16 protein-coding genes are annotated in these 16,283 nt (G+C 54.1%); 11 read left to right on the top strand and 5 right to left on the bottom strand.

What is annotated here, in order from left to right; genetic code table 11:
- Positions 1 to 17: 17 nt before the first annotated feature.
- The 3 genes from ftsY (at position 18) to ACVDG4_RS20505 (ending at position 3,539) form a co-directional block, all read left to right on the top strand.
- The gene (gene ftsY / locus ACVDG4_RS20495; protein WP_447236480.1) at positions 18 to 1,415 is read left to right on the top strand and encodes a signal recognition particle-docking protein FtsY; all 1,398 of its coding nucleotides are present in this window, start codon (positions 18 to 20) and stop codon (positions 1,413 to 1,415) included.
- Between the two features lie 185 nt (positions 1,416 to 1,600).
- Positions 1,601 to 2,380, top strand: coding sequence for a hypothetical protein (locus ACVDG4_RS20500; RefSeq protein ID WP_447236481.1), 780 nt, complete (start codon positions 1,601 to 1,603; stop codon positions 2,378 to 2,380).
- A complete protein-coding gene (locus tag ACVDG4_RS20505) occupies positions 2,358 to 3,539 on the top strand; it encodes a pentapeptide repeat-containing protein (protein WP_447236482.1) in 1,182 nt (393 codons plus the stop codon). Before ACVDG4_RS20500 ends, ACVDG4_RS20505 begins: the two co-directional genes overlap by 23 nt.
- 107 nt (positions 3,540 to 3,646) lie before the next feature.
- Here the strand turns inward: ACVDG4_RS20505 and ACVDG4_RS20510 are convergent, their stop codons facing one another.
- The gene (locus tag ACVDG4_RS20510; protein WP_447236483.1) at positions 3,647 to 4,750 is read right to left on the bottom strand and encodes a citrate synthase/methylcitrate synthase; all 1,104 of its coding nucleotides are present in this window, start codon (positions 4,748 to 4,750) and stop codon (positions 3,647 to 3,649) included.
- A gap of 45 nt (positions 4,751 to 4,795) precedes the next feature.
- Between ACVDG4_RS20510 and ACVDG4_RS20515 the strand changes: the two genes are divergently transcribed.
- Together ACVDG4_RS20515 and ACVDG4_RS20520 are read left to right on the top strand one after the other, a co-directional pair.
- Complete coding sequence (locus tag ACVDG4_RS20515; RefSeq protein ID WP_447236484.1) at positions 4,796 to 5,995, top strand: citrate synthase; 1,200 nt, start codon at positions 4,796 to 4,798, stop codon at positions 5,993 to 5,995.
- Positions 5,996 to 6,072: 77 nt separating this feature from the next.
- A complete protein-coding gene (locus ACVDG4_RS20520) occupies positions 6,073 to 6,963 on the top strand; it encodes an AEC family transporter (protein ID WP_447236485.1) in 891 nt (296 codons plus the stop codon).
- Positions 6,964 to 6,972: 9 nt separating this feature from the next.
- On the opposite strand, the gene ACVDG4_RS20525 is transcribed toward ACVDG4_RS20520, so the two are convergent.
- The 4 genes from ACVDG4_RS20525 to ACVDG4_RS20540 form a co-directional block, all read right to left on the bottom strand.
- Entirely contained in the window at positions 6,973 to 7,815 is an 843-nt protein-coding gene (locus ACVDG4_RS20525; protein WP_447236486.1) for an isocitrate lyase/PEP mutase family protein, read from the bottom strand.
- A gap of 103 nt (positions 7,816 to 7,918) precedes the next feature.
- Positions 7,919 to 8,389 carry a DUF1203 domain-containing protein gene (locus tag ACVDG4_RS20530; RefSeq protein ID WP_447236487.1) on the bottom strand — a complete coding sequence of 157 codons (471 nt, stop codon included), beginning with the start codon at positions 8,387 to 8,389 and terminating at the stop codon, positions 7,919 to 7,921.
- Between the two features lie 108 nt (positions 8,390 to 8,497).
- Positions 8,498 to 8,869 carry a GNAT family N-acetyltransferase gene (locus tag ACVDG4_RS20535; protein WP_447236488.1) on the bottom strand — a complete coding sequence of 124 codons (372 nt, stop codon included), beginning with the start codon at positions 8,867 to 8,869 and terminating at the stop codon, positions 8,498 to 8,500.
- A gap of 196 nt (positions 8,870 to 9,065) precedes the next feature.
- Entirely contained in the window at positions 9,066 to 10,256 is a 1,191-nt protein-coding gene (locus ACVDG4_RS20540; protein WP_447236489.1) for a hypothetical protein, read from the bottom strand.
- A gap of 172 nt (positions 10,257 to 10,428) precedes the next feature.
- Here ACVDG4_RS20540 and ACVDG4_RS20545 point away from each other — a divergent pair, with 172 nt between their 5' ends.
- From ACVDG4_RS20545 to sigJ, 6 genes are all read left to right on the top strand, one after another.
- A complete protein-coding gene (locus tag ACVDG4_RS20545; RefSeq protein WP_447236490.1) occupies positions 10,429 to 12,039 on the top strand; it encodes a GMC family oxidoreductase in 1,611 nt (536 codons plus the stop codon).
- Positions 12,040 to 12,105: 66 nt separating this feature from the next.
- On the top strand, positions 12,106 to 12,867 hold the full coding sequence (modA, locus tag ACVDG4_RS20550) for a molybdate ABC transporter substrate-binding protein (RefSeq protein WP_447236491.1): 762 nt from the start codon (positions 12,106 to 12,108) through the stop codon (positions 12,865 to 12,867).
- A 43-nt stretch (positions 12,868 to 12,910) separates the two neighbouring features.
- On the top strand, positions 12,911 to 13,618 hold the full coding sequence (gene modB / locus ACVDG4_RS20555; protein ID WP_409686581.1) for a molybdate ABC transporter permease subunit: 708 nt from the start codon (positions 12,911 to 12,913) through the stop codon (positions 13,616 to 13,618).
- Positions 13,611 to 14,702 (top strand): molybdenum ABC transporter ATP-binding protein, encoded by a 1,092-nt coding sequence (gene modC / locus ACVDG4_RS20560; protein ID WP_447236492.1) that lies wholly within the window; start codon positions 13,611 to 13,613, stop codon positions 14,700 to 14,702. The genes modB and modC overlap by 8 nt, the downstream gene beginning before the upstream one ends.
- A 123-nt stretch (positions 14,703 to 14,825) precedes the next feature.
- Positions 14,826 to 15,260, top strand: a complete 435-nt coding sequence (locus tag ACVDG4_RS20565; RefSeq protein ID WP_055671903.1) for a carboxymuconolactone decarboxylase family protein — start codon at positions 14,826 to 14,828, stop codon at positions 15,258 to 15,260.
- 1 nt (position 15,261) lies between these two features.
- On the top strand, positions 15,262 to 16,185 hold the full coding sequence (sigJ, locus tag ACVDG4_RS20570; RefSeq protein WP_447236493.1) for an RNA polymerase sigma factor SigJ: 924 nt from the start codon (positions 15,262 to 15,264) through the stop codon (positions 16,183 to 16,185).
- Positions 16,186 to 16,283 lie beyond the last annotated feature (98 nt).

Consider the following 16,283-nt stretch of genomic DNA (forward strand, 5'->3'; position numbering starts at 1 on the left):
TTTTTTAAGGCGGATTTATGAGCGAGAAGAAGCGCGGGTTTTTTGGGCGGCTCTTTGGCGGCAAGGATGCGCCGGACGAGCCTGAAACCCCAGCTGTTGATGCGCTAGAGGAAGCTTCTCCAGCCGCGGAAACGTCGGACGAGACGCCGACGCCCGTTGAGATGGAAGTTGCGCCCGTTGCTGCAATGGGCAGCGAGCCAAGTGTCCTGTCTGCACAGACCGGCCCGGATTTGTCGCCGCAGATCGCTCCAACCGTTCCGCCTGTGCTGCCTGAGGTCGATATTTCGGCTGATCTTGGTGCAGATGAAAAAGAACCCGACCTCCCGGACGCACCGGTTGAAAACCCCTCGGACGAAGCAGCGACCGAAGAGGCACCGGAAGTTCTAGAACCAGTCGAGACGATCAAAGAATCGCCGGAGATTGAACCGGAAGCAGAGCCATCTGCAGCTGCCGTACCGATCGCGGCAACGCCCGCTCCGGCGCCAGTTGAAGAGGAAAAGCTCTCTTGGTTCCAGCGGCTGAAAAAGGGTCTTTCACGGTCCTCTTCCGCATTGACGGACGGCATCTCGTCCATCTTCACCAAGCGCAAGCTCGACGCGGAAATGCTGGAGGAGCTGGAAGACATTCTGATTCAGGCGGATCTTGGTGTTGATACGGCAATGGCAATCACAGAGCGCCTGTCCGACGGCCGCTACGACAAGGAAATTTCCCCTGAAGAGGTCCGCGAAATCCTCTCAGAGGAAGTCGAGAAGGTTCTGGCACCTGTCGCCGAGCCGCTGGATCTGAATTCCGGCAAGAAACCGCACGTGGTCTTGATGGTCGGCGTCAACGGGACCGGCAAGACCACCACCATCGGCAAACTCTCCAAGAAGCTGCGCGAAGAGGGTAAGACGGTCATGCTGGCCGCTGGCGATACATTCCGCGCGGCTGCTGTCGAACAGCTCAAGATCTGGGGTGAGCGCACCGGCGCTGAAGTCATTGCCCGCGACACCGGCGCAGATGCGGCCGGCCTTGCCTTTGACGCCATGAAGGAAGCGACCGAAAAGCAGGTCGATGTTCTCCTGATCGACACCGCCGGGCGCCTTCAGAACAAGGCGGAACTGATGGATGAACTTGAAAAGGTCATCCGCGTGATCAAGAAGCATGATCCGGACGCGCCGCACACCTGTCTCCTTACCCTGGATGCGACAACCGGGCAAAATGCGCTCAATCAGGTCGAGATATTCGGCAAGGTTGCCGGCGTCACCGGACTGGTCATGACCAAGCTCGACGGCACTGCGCGCGGCGGCATTCTGGTGGCCATTGCCGCCAAACATGGCCTGCCGGTCCACTTCATCGGGGTTGGCGAAGGCGTGGAAGATCTTGAACCGTTCTCCGCCAAGGATTTTGCCTCGGCAATTGCCGGATTGGCTTAGATTTCCATCTTTGAAATCTTTAGCGCTGCTATATCAAGAGAGTTCTTGATTTTCATTTCGACACTTCATTGACACAACTAAAGCACCTATTCTCAATTTTGTAGTACCAATTTCTATTTCAGGTTGCAATTTTGTTCGTTTAGATAAATCATAATAGTATTGTTTCCCACTTGGGTAAAAAAGCGATGGCTTTTAGCAAACATGTTCAAAATCCCTTTCCGCTTTTGTCTGAGCTTAAAAGCTCAATTTCAGAAAAAGAGGACGATAGTTATACAATCTCCGTTAGTCTGAGTTTGTATAATGACGCCTTAGACTGCAGTAATGAAAAAGTTAAAGTCGCGTTTTCAGAGGCTACTTTACACGTGAAATGCGACGGATTTGATATTATTGACGGAAGTAAGATTGGTGAAAATGTCAAAGGATTAGTTTCTATTCGTGAGTATACTGAAGAAAGGACGTCCAGCGAAAATCTTGAAAGTATGGGAAAGTCCGCCGCCAGCGCAAAACTATCCGCGAAACTTCCGAGTGTGGGGGGGGAGCTTTCAGAAAATTTTTCTACGGAAGAAAAAATTGCTGAAGGACTTAGCGTTAAACAAACCGAAAAAATAGAAGACCACCACATTAGGGTGAGGTCTATTGGGGGTGATCGTTGGAAGATCAGCGAAGCTCAAAACGGTGTACTCAATGGGAAATACCTGAATCAAAGTAGCCTGTTTGGCTTTGTTGCGAAAGATCGAGCAAATTATAAATCTGTTTCGCTCGCTCTCTCTGTCAGGCAAAAGGACATGAATATATCTTTTGAAAGCCCAGCAATGTTTGCAAACATTGGAAAGATGATAAACAAAAAAAGAATATCTGATATTTTGATTTCGAAAAGCCTCCATTCAAGTACATTTGGCGAGAATGAGTATTCTGGAGTATTAGTTTTATCAAGAAATGATCATGAGTATGACCACCATGAATGAATTCTATCTTGGTTTTAAAATAGACGACAAAGCAATCCAACTCTCAAGGAAAGTTTCGGAAGTAGAAACGGACAACTTTGTGCGTTTAGCTGATGTCGCCGAATTGGATAAACGCAGAGATTTCAGATTTAGCAACCTAGAAAATGTAAATTTTTCAAATTGCGACTTGGCAGGTTTTGATTTTACGGGTGCAAATCTCAAGGGTGCTTTTGGTCGAAATGTGAATTGGGACAACTCTACTATACTAAAGGATGCAAGATTAGAAAATTCGATGTTTTCCTTAGATTTTCGACTGAAACAAGAGGTGTATTCAAATAACGAGAGTATGAAACTATTTAAAAAGGTGAATTCTTCTTACTGGCCCGATAAACTGATATGGATTTATAGTTCTAGAAAAAATTTGTCGGGAAGAAGATCTCTCTTGGAGGCCCTTTTTCAACATTCTGACGATAATTATGAAAAGGGCGAGATACTCGAGCACATTTCTCAAAGCTATGTCAGAGACAGTAAAAAACTAGAATTTTTAGTATCTTCATTTGCGAACTGTAGGGCTAATTCACACATTACAAAGAAAATAATATCAATATTGGCAAGAGAATTCTTCGACGAAGAAAATGTACGCTTAATGCTATTAAATGATTTTGATTTGTTGGAAAGCGGATCTCAAGCGTATGTAATAGACAAAATTTTATCGAGCAAACCGTCTTCTCCTGAAGTATTTTTAATTTCAAATCAGGTTAGGATCAGCGACAGTAAAGTCGTCAGAATTACATTTGTTAACTCCTTAGCGCATATATTAGGTGATGGTTTTTTGGATTTTGTAAGAGATCCTGCAACTGGAGATGTATTTGATACTCATGAAAAAATATCTTCTCAAAAAAGCCTCCGAATGGCTATAAAAATAAAAGAAAAATTGAATAATTCTAAAGTAAAATATGATTCTTCGTCATTTTTATTTAAAAATTTATACCTTGATGCGAATACTAAAGTTGTCAGAATAATTGAAATACTTTTGGAGGTCTGGAGGCGGTTGAACGCATACGGCTTTTCTATTTCCTGGGCCCCGGAATTGCTTGAAGAGGTTCACGCAGAAATAGAAGAGCGTGTAAACGTTGGTAGATTGCGAAGTAAAGAAGAGAGAACGGAGGCTTTGTTTTAGTTGTTGGTAATTATTAATTTAAGTATTCACAATTTTTGTGGGTTGTGTGGGTCTAGTTGCTGATACGACTTAGCATTAACCGCCCGGCAGTGCCGGGCGGAGTTACTTTACACCGGTTTTGGGCCAACATATCGGGACGCCGGGCGGATCAGTTTTCCTGTTGTCTGCTGCTCCATGACATGCGCGCACCAGCCCGGCGTGCGTCCAACGGCAAAGAGTGGTGTAAACAGTGTGCGGTCTATTCCGATCGCATCAAGCAGGACCGCTGTATAAAACTCAACGTTGGTATCGAGCGCCCGGTCCGGCTTGGCACTGCGCAGAGCGGTCAATGCGGCTTCTTCGATTTTTTCGGCAAGGCTAACTTTTGGATTTCCAGCCTGAAGTGTTTTGAGGCCTGCCTTCAAGACATCTGCGCGCGGGTCCCGTGTCCGGTAGATCCGGTGCCCAAACCCCATCAAACGCTCCTTGCGGTTTAAGGCTTCGGAAATCCAGTCTGCTGCGTTTTCCGGGGCTCCAATGGCATCAATCATATCGAGCACCGGTCCTGGTGCGCCGCCGTGAAGCGGACCGCTCAAGGCCCCCATGGCGCCAAGCACAGCTTGTTTCATGTCGGCTTCCGTCGAGCCTATGACCCGGGCGGTGAACGTTGACGCATTCAATCCGTGATCCAGGATGGTGACCAGATACCGGTCAAGCGCGGCAATGTGCTCTGCGTCCGGCTCCTCGTCTCCCATCATGCGCAACAGATCCTCCGCTGTCGTGAGGTTCGGATCTGGGGCGATCGGGTGTTTGCCTTCAGAAACACGGCAGGCGGCGGCAAGAAACACCGGCAGAGCGCCGCTGATTGTCACGGCTTGCGGGCGGTCCGGATCAAACGGCAAAGCGGCGAGGCCGAGTTGCATCCGTTCATAGATACTGAGTTTACCGGAGGAGGCCTCTATCAACGGCACACTGGAAAACGCAGCCTGGCGTGCATCGCCCATGGCTTTTCTAAGTTCATCGGCATCACAAAAGACATAACTGTGCCAGAGATAAAGGATGGCGTCCTCGAACCAGACCTTGCCGGCGAGGTCTTCGATCCGTTTGCCGCGCAGAACCAGTTGGCCGTTCTGACCATCGACATCGCTCAGGCCTGTGTGGGCCGCGACAACACCTTCCAGACCAGAGGCTGGGTCTGCGGTCAGTGTTCCGGGATCGGGTGCTTTTGTCATGATCATCTCCTTGTTCTGGAAAGCACCTAAGAAGAAGTCATTGCATTGATCAATCTTGATAAATACAATCAATATATGAACACGCCGATCTATCTCTCCGCGAAAGAAGCTGCCGCTGAACTCGGCGTTCAGCCGGCCACGCTTTATGCTTATGTCAGCCGAGGCCTGATTGAGTCTGTCGCCGGGCCGGGCAAACAAAGGCGCTATGATGCGGCTGATGTGCGTCGTCTTAAGGGCCGGAGAACGACGGAGGAGGTTTCCGGAAGCCGCCCGTTAACTGGAGACCCGGTGTTGGAAACCGAGCTCACGATGATCTCCCAGGAGGGCGCTATCTATCGTGGGCGCCCGGCTGTTGATCTTGCTGAAAATGCCACTTTGGAAAGCGTTGCAACGCTTCTTTGGGATTGCGGTGATGATCCCTTTGCCCAACCTGCGCCCCTAGCGCCGCCCGAACTTCCCGATGGGCTGGGGCCGCTGGACAGGGTGATGATGGCGCTGGCAGCCTGGCCCCTGCAGGACCGGGCAGCCCATACGCAGGCCGTGAAACTGCTGCGGACAAAAGGGGCTGCGCTGCTGCGCTACGGTGTTGCCGCTCTTCTTGAAACCGAGCCGCAAACCATCCCCGTTCACACGCAGATCGCGCAGGCCTTTGACGTTTCATCGCGCGCAAAGAACCTGATCCGGGCGGCGCTCGTTCTTTCTGCCGATCATGAGCTGAACACAAGCACCTTCGCTGCGCGCTGCGCGGCATCTACGCGGGCGCCTTTGCATGCGGCGCTCTTGTCCGGTCTGGGGGCTTTCACGGGACCACGCCATGGCGCGGCGTCCGGCCGGGCGAATGCCTGGATGGCCGAAATCGATGCAGATACGGATGTTGAGGCCTTGATTGCCGACCGGCTGGGACGCGGTGAAACCCTTCCAGGATTCGGCCATAAGATCTATGTCGACAAGGATCCGCGCGGCCACTGGCTGATCACCGGTCTGATGGCTTCAGAACCGGATCATCCCTTCGTCCAGAAATTGCCGGCAATCCTGAAGGCAGGCCATAACCTCTTTGGCCTCTTTCCAAACATCGACTTTGCGCTCGCCGCCATGCAGAAGACATACGATCTGCCGAAAGACAGTGGCAAGATCATTTTCTGCGCCGGACGGATGGCCGGTTGGATTGCACACGCACTGGAACAATACGGCGCACAAGAACAGATCCGGCCTCGCGCTACCTATGTCGGAATTCGCGATAGTTGATGGCCATTCGATTGAACAAGTGCCGGTGACACGGCTAAGCTTTTAAAATTGTTGGGTTCGCCGGAACAGGTGCTGTCTTGGACGTAATCTTCGGACATGTCGTCACTGTCATGCTGCCCGTGCTTTTGTGCCTGCTGCTCGGATATGGCCTGGCGATTCTGAAAGCACCGTTTGACCGGAAAATGTTTGGCGGTCTTGTCGCCAATGTCGGCTACCCGGCCTTGATCCTGTCTCACCTTGCCAAAGACCACATCGAACTCGGCGCCTTTTTGAATGTGCTGCTGGCCGCGGCTTGCATGATATTGATTTTCGGTGTTCTAGGCTTCGGGATCCTGAAGCTGTTGCGTTTGCCGGTTCAGGCCTATTTGTCTTCCATGATGCTGTCGAATGTCGGGAACATCGGTTTGCCGGTGACAACGCTGGCTTTAGGTGCAGAAGGCGCGGCGGTCGCTTTGGGCTTTGTCGTCGTGGTCCTTGCCGCGATCTTCACCATCGGGGTTGCGCTACCGATCGGCAAACCCGACTTCGAAACCCTTGCCAAGCAACCGGTGATTTATGCCGTCATGGTGGCTTTGGTTCTCATGGAGACGGGTTGGAGCTTGCCTGGACCGGTCGATCAAAGTCTCAGCATTCTCGCTGGGCTTGCCGTTCCCATCATGCTGTTGACGCTGGGCCACAGTCTTGCGACGCTGAAATTCGGCAATCTCGGCCGCGCAGCCACGCTATCCGTGATCCATATCTGCTTTTCCGTGGTTGCCGCTTTGGCGCTCACCAGCGTATTTCCGTTCAGCGGGGCACAGCAAAACGCGGTCATTCTGCTCTGCTTCATGCCGCCATCCGTTGCGACCTATCTGGCGGTATCGCAACATCGTCCTGACGACGCACCTGCTGTTGCAGGCTTCATTTTCCTGTCGACGCTGATGACATTGCTTACGCTTCCGCTTGTACTGACCTATTGGGCAGCATGAGCGGAAAGATCAGGGTTTTGCCTTCATGAAGTCTTCGAAATTGACAGGCATTTCTGCACTTGGGTCCCGATCGAAGCAGCCGAACGAGCCGCCGTCCTTCATGTCTTCGGCCGCAGCGGTGAAGGCGCCGTAAGCAAGCCGCGCCAGGCCAGCGCCAATCGAGATCCGGGCAACACCGAGATCTCCGAGTTCTTTGCGGGTGAGATGAAAATTCGGGCGGCCGGCCAAGATGTTCAATGGGGCATCGACGGTCTCCAGCACTTTGGTAATTTGTGCCTTGTCCTTGAGCATCGGGGCGTAAACGCAATCAGCGCCTGCGTCCTTGAAGGCATTGAGACGTATGATGGTCTGTTCTAGCTCATGCTCCGACTTCACCGGGCCTTCACTGCGGGCAGTCAGAACAAACTCAGGCGCATTTTCCTTAACGTAGGCGCTGGCCGCCTTGATCCGTTCAACGGCCAAGTCCAGCGGGTAAAAGGGGTTCTTGGGATTCTGCGAATAATCCTCAATGGAGCACCCGGCAAGACCAACTTCGATCGCACCCTTGATGGTTTCAACCACGTCTTCAGGGCTGTCGCCAAACCCGTTCTCAAGGTCGCCGTTGACCGGCAGGCTGGTCACGGAAATGATATCAGCGGCGTGAGCCAGCGCATCATCCCGCCCAATCAGGCCTTCAGCATCCCGAACACCTCGGGCCCATGCAAACCCGGCACTGGAGGTTGCCAACGCATCAAAGCGCATGCCGTCCAGAATACGGGCGGAGCCGATGTCGAACGGGTTGGGCATCAAAAAGGCTTTGCCCTTCACATGAAGCGCCTTGAAGGCGGAACGGCGTTGCGCGGCAGTGACCATCAGTGTTCTCCCAAAGCATTTTGAATTTGAGTATAGCCCAACATCGGAAAAACGAACGTGACATCTGCCGGATTATCCAAACGCAACGCCGGTTATTGAGGTCCTATGCTTTTGGTTCGGGGCGGACAACGCGGGCCGCGAAACATCCGCGGCGTGCATAATGCAGATGGATGTAGTCCACAGTTGGGTTTCCGAAGAAATTTGCAATCAGATTTTGCACCTCGGTTCCCTCGATGATTTCCGCATCCACGATTTCGTGCGCTTCGTTAAAGGCGCGGACGGACAAAAGCCGGCTTGTGATTGAGGCCGGGATGTCGCCTTGGTCCGGATGCGCTTCTTCAGCGCCTTCTTTCACGAAGATCGCGTGCCGGGATCGATAGGGTGAATTTCCCGGCTGGTGCTCGAAATTCAGAAGAAACACACGCTCGCCCGCCGTAACGTCTTCAAGGGACACACGGCAGGGAAAGCCGCCATCTGAGATATGAACCTGAACGCCGCGCTCCGACAATTCTGCGTCAGAAAGACCATTCAGGCCGGAGAAATGTTCAGCTTGTAGTGGATGGATTTGAAACATGGACCTCGTCCTCCGTTGTTGTTGGAAGGACGATAGGCGGCGGTGCTACCGGAGACGACCCGATTTGCGAGCATGCGAAACCGGCATCCCTAGACTGGAGAAACAGTATCAGGGATACGTCCCAACACGGCGCGCCATTCCAACAGACCGCGGCGCTGTCTCGCGAAAGCCGAATTTTTCATAGAGCGTGTTTGCTGGCACATCTGCGATCAGGCTCATATAAGCCGATACGGGCAGTTCTGCCTCAGCCCAGGACATCAGACTTTCCATGATCATCCGGCCCAGGCCTTTGCCCCGGTATGCAGGCAACACGGCGATATCGGTAACCTGAACAAACAGGCCGCCGTCTCCGACAAGACGCCCCATGCCGATTGGAGTATCACCATCAAACACCATCACAGCATGCAGGCTGTTCTTCAGTCCGAGTTCTGCGGCTTTCAATTCATAACCACCAAGGCCGCAGTCTTTGCGAAGTTGCAAATAGGACTCGGGCTCAGGGACTTGGCTCTTAATCTCAAATGTCAAAATATACCTCGGGAATCATGCGTTTATGTCATGAAGAATGGGTCTCATGATGGTCTAACAGCAAGGCGCAATGGGCTCTGGCGACATCAACAACGGTTGAGATCAGGCCAGAACACTTAAATTTGGAGCACTTGAGCTGTATTCAGTGGTGTCACGTTCGACCTGTGCGAACGTTAGAATCGCTCTGGCTTTGCTTGTGCCAGGAGATCAGCAGGATCATTCCCATGATGATGAGGTACGGCACATAGAACCGTGTCTCATAGTGTGGGAACACGAGATACTTGGCGCATATTGATACGAAAACCGCATAGAGCAACACACGGGTCCGTTCTGCCGTCTCTGTGACCCGAATGAGTTTTGCAAAAAACAGGACCTGCGCGATCAGGACCGCAAGCCAGGTCTCACCCATCAGCGACCGCACTGTCGCGCGAACGAGCATCTGGACATAAGCGGTTATTGAAAACGGCGGATCAAAGCCTTCGAGGGTTGGAACGAATTCAATGTGCGAAAACCACATATGCACCCACCAGCCCGGGTGGTTTGCACCTTTTGTCAGCCAGACATAAAGACTGAAGCACACTGCAAAACAGCCGGTCATCCACCATCGTCCCGGGCCGTAGATCGCTGCGAATACGAAAAAGACGCCAATGAAGGCCAAATGATCGGGGCGGACCAGAAAGGCACACAAAAGACTAACAGCTGCCAACCAATCGAGCTTCTCCAGATAGCTCATGGCTGCAAGGAGCAGGAAGACGGTGCAAAAAAGGTCCGGTGTCACCAATTGTGCCGCCTCGGTGAAACCGGAGAGGGTCAGCAGCACCGCGACCGGCAAACCATACGCCAGCGCCTGATTGCGGGCCATCCAGACAAGCAAAAGCCCCCCGATGGCAAGTATCGACGCCTTGGAAATGAGCCGCAGCGCCTGAACTGGATCCATGAAGCCGGTCAGCAGTCTTGCTGCTTCGATGTAAAGGATCTTCAGACGATAAAAGCCCAGCATGGTCATGAAGGCATGGGGGTTTTCTGCCTGATGGATCCGGTAATCCCGGTCTTGAGTCAGGATCAGATATTCGCCAGGCGAAACATTTTTTTCAACGAAATCATAGCTTTGACGATGCAAGACAGTTGTGTTGTCAATGGACGGTTCCAGAACACTGGCCGTGTAAGCGAACATGTCCCAGTTGGAACCTGGAAAAACGTGCACAACAGCCGTGGTCATGGCGATAAAGAGCACAAAAATTAAAGCACCAATCCACTGCCGCAACGGTCGATAGAGCGTATTGGCTGTTTTGAAACATACCAGGAAGCTTTGTTCCATCAGGCGTTGAGCAGGATTAGACACGAAGGGCCCCTTCAGCTGAAAGCAGCCTGCAGCTTAGGTGAGACTTGTGAGAAATACGTAAACACGTGACGTTCGGCCTCTGCGCACTTAGGCCGCTTATGCCCTCTGGCTGACTTGACCAGTTGGTCGGACCGTGTCTCCATCATGCTCAAATGAAGGTGCGGGAGGAACGATGCGCGACCTGGGTGATTGGGATTATGTAATTGTTGGCGCGGGAACAGCCGGGTGTGTCCTGGCCAACCGTTTGTCAGAGGATCCAAGCGTCAAGGTTCTGCTTCTGGAAGCGGGAAAGCGTGACAATTACATCTGGGTCCACATTCCCGTTGGCTATCTCTATTGCATCGGCAATCCGCGCGTTGACTGGGGTTTCAAGACCGCACCCGACAAGGGGTTGAACGGCCGGTCACTGGTCTATCCGCGCGGCAAGGTGCTCGGCGGCAGTTCGTCCATCAACGGCATGATTTACATGCGCGGCCAGGCTTGGGATTATGACCATTGGCGCCAGCTCGGACTTGCCGGTTGGGGCTGGGATGATGTTCTGCCCTATTTCCGGAAATCGGAAGATCATTATGCGTGGAACGACGAGCTCCATGCTCAGGGCGGCAACTTGCGTGTCGAAGAGCAGCGCATTTCCTGGGAATTGCTTGATGCCTTCCGGGATGCCTGTGAAGAAAACGGCATTCCCAAGATCCGGGACTTCAACAAGGGTGACAATTTCGGATCTGCCTATTTTCAGGTGACCCAGAAATCAGGCATGCGCTGGAACGGGGTGAAGGCGTTTTTGAAACCGGCCCAGAACCGGCCGAACCTCAACATCGTTACGGATGCTCATGTGGCCCAGATCCGTTTCGAGAACGGCCGGGCCTCCGGTCTGGATCTGGAGATTGCGGGCGAATCGGCAACGGTAGCGATTTCCGGAGAGTTGCTGGTGGCTGCCGGCGCAATTGGATCACCGCAGCTTCTGGAGCTCTCAGGCATCGGCAATCCGGAGGTCCTGTCGAACGCAGGGATCGAAACACGGCATGCGCTGCCGTCCATTGGCGAAAACCTGCAGGATCATTTGCAGCTTCGTCCCGTTTTCAAGGTGAAGAACGCAAAATCCCTGAACAAGATGGCAAAGACCTGGACCGGTAAGGCGAAGATTGGTCTGGAATATCTCCTCAAACGATCCGGGCCCATGTCGTCCGCGCCGAGCCAGCTTGGTGTTTTCGCCAAGACCGATCCATCGTTCGAGACGGCGAACGTTGAATATCACGTCCAGCCGCTGTCGTTGCCCAAGTTTGGCGAACCGTTGCATGATTTCCCGGCGATGACGGCGAGTGTCTGCAACCTCCGCCCTGAAAGCCGGGGCCATGTACACATTACGTCACCGGATAAAGGCGCGCAGCCGGAAATCCAGCCGAACTATCTGTCTGCAGAAGCCGATCGCCGGGTCGCAGCCGACAGTATCCGGCTCACGCGCAAACTCATGGCATCGCCGGCAATGGCACGGTTCGAGCCGGAGGAATATCTGCCGGGTCCCGATCTCAGCAGCGAAGACGAGTTGATTAAAGCCGCGGGAGATATCGGCACAACCATTTTCCACCCCGTCAGCACGTGCCGTATGGGTGTCGATGAGAAGTCTGTGGTTGATGACCGCCTGCGTTTGCGTGGCTTCGAAAACATCCGGGTGATTGATGCATCTGTGATGCCAACCATCACCTCCGGCAACACAAATGCTCCGACTGTCATGATCGCGGAAAAGGGCGCGGACATGATCAAGGCCGACCGGCGGGCAGGATGATCTGTTTCTTGATCTGACCGGTTGGCAACGTACATAGCAAAGGCTGTAAAGCGAAAGGACGTTGCTGTGCGCTTGAGCCTCATTGTGGCTGCCGTTTTTGTGCTCGCTCAGACTACTGTTGCTGCTGCGGAAAGACCACTCACCGTCTTTGCAGCCTCGAGCATGAGCGAGGCGATGGGGGCGATCGGTGAGGCATTTGAAGCTGAAAGCGGTGTGCCGGTGACATTCTCATTTGCCGGCACTGGTACGCTTGCGCGTCAGATTGAGGCAGGCGCGCCCGCTGATGTCTTCGTTTCTGCCGACACGCTCTGGATGGAGTACTTGACGGACCGGGGTGCCGTTGAGACGGAAAGCGAAACGGTTATCGCTTCGAACCGGATAGTCTTGGCTGGCGCGCTGGACAGCGAACCATTGGATCTGTCCGCTGACGCAGTTGCTGCGCGGCTGGGCGACGGACGGCTGGCAATTGCCGACCCGGATACTGTTCCTGCAGGGCGCTATGGCAAGGCCGTGCTGACAACAATTGGGTTATGGCCTTCGGTGGAAAGCCGATTGGCGCCGATGGAAAACGTTCGCGTTGCGCTGGCCGCGGCGGCGCGCGGTGACACGCCTCTAGCGCTCGTCTATGCAACGGATGCTGCAATTGAGCCGAATGTTCGAGTGCTCGCGGAACTACCGGCGGAAAGTCATCCAAAAATCGAATATCCAGCCGCGCTGACGACGGGCGCCAATCACCCGCAGGCGGCGGCGTTTCTTAGTTTTCTGCTTGGTCCCGAAGCTGTGAAGATCTTGCGTTCCTTTGGCTTTGTGACCCATAAGGAAGAATAGCCTTCCTGGAGGAAGGTCCAACGGCAAACCGATCTGAGCGCGCGTGGATTTTCTCACCCTTCAGCCCGCCGAATGGCAGGCGCTTCTTCTCACCTTAAGGGTTGCAGCAGCAGCCTTGCTTGTGGCGCTGCCGCTTGCAGTGATGGTTGCGTATGGCCTGGCCCGGTACAGGTTTCCGGGTCATGGCGTTCTCAACGCACTGGTGCATTTGCCGCTGGTCCTGCCACCTGTCGTCACCGGTTATGTTCTATTGCTCGCCTTTGGCCGGAATGGGCCGATTGGGTCCGTGCTGCAAGACACCTTTGGCATCACGTTCGCCTTCAATTGGACCGGGGCCGCGCTGGCCGCCGGGGTCATGGCGTTTCCCCTGATGGTCCGTCCGATCCGCCTGTCTTTTGAAGCCGTGGATCCCAAACTGGAGGACGCGGCCCGGTCCTTGGGTGCGCGGCGGCTGGTCAGTTTTTTGACAGTCACTTTGCCGCTAGCGCTCCCGGGCATTCTTGGAGGTGCCATTCTCGGGTTTGCCAAGGCCATGGGTGAGTTCGGCGCGACCATCACTTTCGTCTCCAACATTCCGGGGGAGACACGAACGCTCGCCTTGGCGCTCTACACAGCAACCCAAAGCCCAAGCGGTGACTTGGCGGCCTTTCGCCTGACCATCATCGCAACCATTGTCGCCTTCGGCGCCTTGATAGCCTCTGAACTGCTCGCCCGTCGCCTCCGGAAACGTCTTGGAGGCGCGGATGCTTGACGTTGATATCAAGGGCCAGGTCGGTGCGCTGCCGCTGACTGCACGGTTCAAGAGCGAAGGTGGTGTGACCTCCCTGTTTGGCCAGTCAGGTGCCGGGAAAACAAGCCTTACGAATATGATTGCCGGTCTTATCCGCCCGGTATCCGGCCGGATTACCGTCAACGGCACAACGCTTTTTGATGCAGACCAGAACATTAATCTTGCGGTTCAGGCCCGGCGGATCGGGCATGTTTTCCAGGATGCGCGCCTGTTTCCTCATATGAGTGTGCGCTCCAATCTGACTTATGCGCGCTGGGCCGGTCGCCGGAAAACGACACGCTCGATGGACGAGGTGGTGCAGCTATTGGGGTTGCAGCCGCTCTTGGCCCGCAAACCCGCAACGCTGTCCGGCGGTGAGCGTCAGAGGGTCGCAATCGGACGGGCGCTGCTGTCGGATCCGCGGCTTTTGATCATGGACGAGCCCTTGGCCAATCTGGATCAGGCCCGGCGCAATGATATTCTTCCTTATTTGGATCGCCTTTGCGCGGAAGCCGGGATCCCGATCCTTTACGTCAGCCACTCGATCGAAGAGGTGGCTCGCCTGTCCCAGACCTTGGTGATCTTATCCGATGGCCAAACACCGGCCTTTGGACCGGTTGCCGAGATGCTCGCCAGAACGGATCTTGGCAAGGCAACCGGCCGGCATGAGGCCGGGGCGCTCCTGGAAGGCACTGTGAGTCACACGGATAGCGAATGGGGGCTGACGCATATCGACATTGGCGGTGCGACCATTCAGATCCCTGATCTTGGAGCTGCGCCAGGCGAGCCAATCCGGTTGCGTATTCGGGCACGAGATGTCGCGCTGGCGACCGAATTTCCCAAAGGGCTTTCGATCCGAAACAGGCTGAAGGGAACGATCCGCAGCATTTCGGAAGAAAGCGGACCTTATGCAGAAATTCTCTGCGGCGTCGGCGAGCAGACGATCCGTGCCCGGATCACGCGGGCATCGGTTGCCGATCTTGGTCTGGTAGTTGGGAAAACGGTGACGGTCCTCATCAAGAGTGTCGCCATCGACAAACGCCAGCGCGCGCCGGTGCCGGGGTAAGAGGCTGAAATCTCTGCGGTTTCATGTGAGGCGATGAAAAAAATTTAGAGCATGTCACAAGCGGCAAAGCTGGGTCGTCATTTGAGTATGGAACCAATTCAGGTTCTGAATGAGGAACTTCAAATGACTGCGACTACTGCACCTGTAAACCACCACCAGCAGATCCCTGGAATTGCACAGACCCTCGGCGGCGTTTCGGCGTCCTTTGCCAAGGAAGGACTGGATCCAAAGCTTCAACATCTGGTCGATCTGCGTGTTTCACAGATCAATCAATGCGCCTTTTGCGTGAAGATGCATATCAAGGAAGCACTGGCAGCCGGCGAATACAGTGAACGGCTGGAACGTCTGATCGTCTGGCGGCATGTGGATGATTTCAGCGAGAAAGAAAAGGCCGCGTTGGCGTATGCCGAAGCGCTGACTTACATGAAGTCGGAGCAAAGCTATGGACCGCTGCGGGCGGAACTCAGAAAACACTTTACCGAAGCAGAGATCAGCTTGTTGACCGCGGCGATCGGCATGATCAACCTCTGGAATCGGGTTCAAATCTCGAATTACTGATATGAGCGAGCAATCGAAACTCGAAGTGTTTGAGCAGGCCAGACCCCGTCTTTTGGGGCTGGCCTACCGCCTGCTCGGCTCTTGGGCCGATGCTGAAGATGCTGTGCAGGATACGTTTCTGCGGTGGCAGGGCACCGACGGTGCCGCGATCCTGAATCCGGATGGATGGTTGACAACCGCGTGCACCAACCGGTGTCTTGATTTGTTAAAATCCGCACACAACAAGCGCGTCGATTATATCGGCCCCTGGATCCCTGAGCCGCTTCACATTGAAGCCGGTGAAACACCGGAAGGCGATATTGAGCGGGCTGAATCCCTCACGATTGCATTCCTGCACATGATGGAACGTCTGTCGCCAAAAGAACGGGCTGCGTTCTTGCTACATTCGGTGTTCGGCCAATCGCACAGACAGGTCGCAGGTGTTCTCGGAACGAGTGAATCCGCCTCCCGTCAGCTCGTCTCCCGGGCAAGCCGTCATGTTCAGGGGCCAAGCGCGCGTTTTGTTCCGCCAGCGGAGCATCAGGAAAAGATGCTGACAGCCTTTCTTGATGCCGTGATGTCCGGTTCGACGGAACAGTTGGCCGGACTGTTGTCTGAAGGTGTGCAATATCAGTCAGATGGTGGTGGTAAGGCGACGGCCCTCGGCAGGATCCTTTCGGGCAGCGGAGATGTCTCCAAATACGTTGCAAAGATCATGTCGCGGCTCTGGGTTGGCTCAGGCGGAACTCTGGAGCGCAGGATCATAAATGGAATTGAAGGTCTGGCCCTTTATGAAGGTGGGAAACTGGTCTCAGTCGTTAATTTTGGGTACAGCGCGGACGGCTTGATTGATCAGATTTTCATTATGCGGAACCCGGATAAGCTGCGCGGGATGGCGCTGTCGATCCGGCACGACACCGGAAACGGGGCTCTTCAGCCGAACTGATCGCAGTCTCAACAAAGGGTTTTCCTTCCTGAGTGTTTAATGTTCGGCAAGAGGCATTGGGTTAGGGTCGACGCCGTTCGACACACGCAATGCTGTTC

It is taken from the genome of Roseibium sp. MB-4 (genome assembly GCF_053005265.1).

What these genes read in the sequence shown, in the direction of transcription:
- ftsY (WP_447236480.1), top strand. Translation starts at nt 18, where the DNA reads ATGAGCGAGAAGAAGCGCGGGTTTTTTGGGCGGCTCTTTGGCGGCAAG.
- ACVDG4_RS20500 (WP_447236481.1), top strand. Translation starts at nt 1,601, where the DNA reads ATGGCTTTTAGCAAACATGTTCAAAATCCCTTTCCGCTTTTGTCTGAG.
- ACVDG4_RS20505 (WP_447236482.1), top strand. Translation starts at nt 2,358, where the DNA reads ATGAGTATGACCACCATGAATGAATTCTATCTTGGTTTTAAAATAGAC.
- ACVDG4_RS20510 (WP_447236483.1), bottom strand. Translation starts at nt 4,750, where the DNA reads ATGACAAAAGCACCCGATCCCGGAACACTGACCGCAGACCCAGCCTCT.
- ACVDG4_RS20525 (WP_447236486.1), bottom strand. Translation starts at nt 7,815, where the DNA reads ATGGTCACTGCCGCGCAACGCCGTTCCGCCTTCAAGGCGCTTCATGTG.
- ACVDG4_RS20530 (WP_447236487.1), bottom strand. Translation starts at nt 8,389, where the DNA reads ATGTTTCAAATCCATCCACTACAAGCTGAACATTTCTCCGGCCTGAAT.
- ACVDG4_RS20545 (WP_447236490.1), top strand. Translation starts at nt 10,429, where the DNA reads ATGCGCGACCTGGGTGATTGGGATTATGTAATTGTTGGCGCGGGAACA.
- modC (WP_447236492.1), top strand. Translation starts at nt 13,611, where the DNA reads ATGCTTGACGTTGATATCAAGGGCCAGGTCGGTGCGCTGCCGCTGACT.
- ACVDG4_RS20565 (WP_055671903.1), top strand. Translation starts at nt 14,826, where the DNA reads ATGACTGCGACTACTGCACCTGTAAACCACCACCAGCAGATCCCTGGA.
- sigJ (WP_447236493.1), top strand. Translation starts at nt 15,262, where the DNA reads ATGAGCGAGCAATCGAAACTCGAAGTGTTTGAGCAGGCCAGACCCCGT.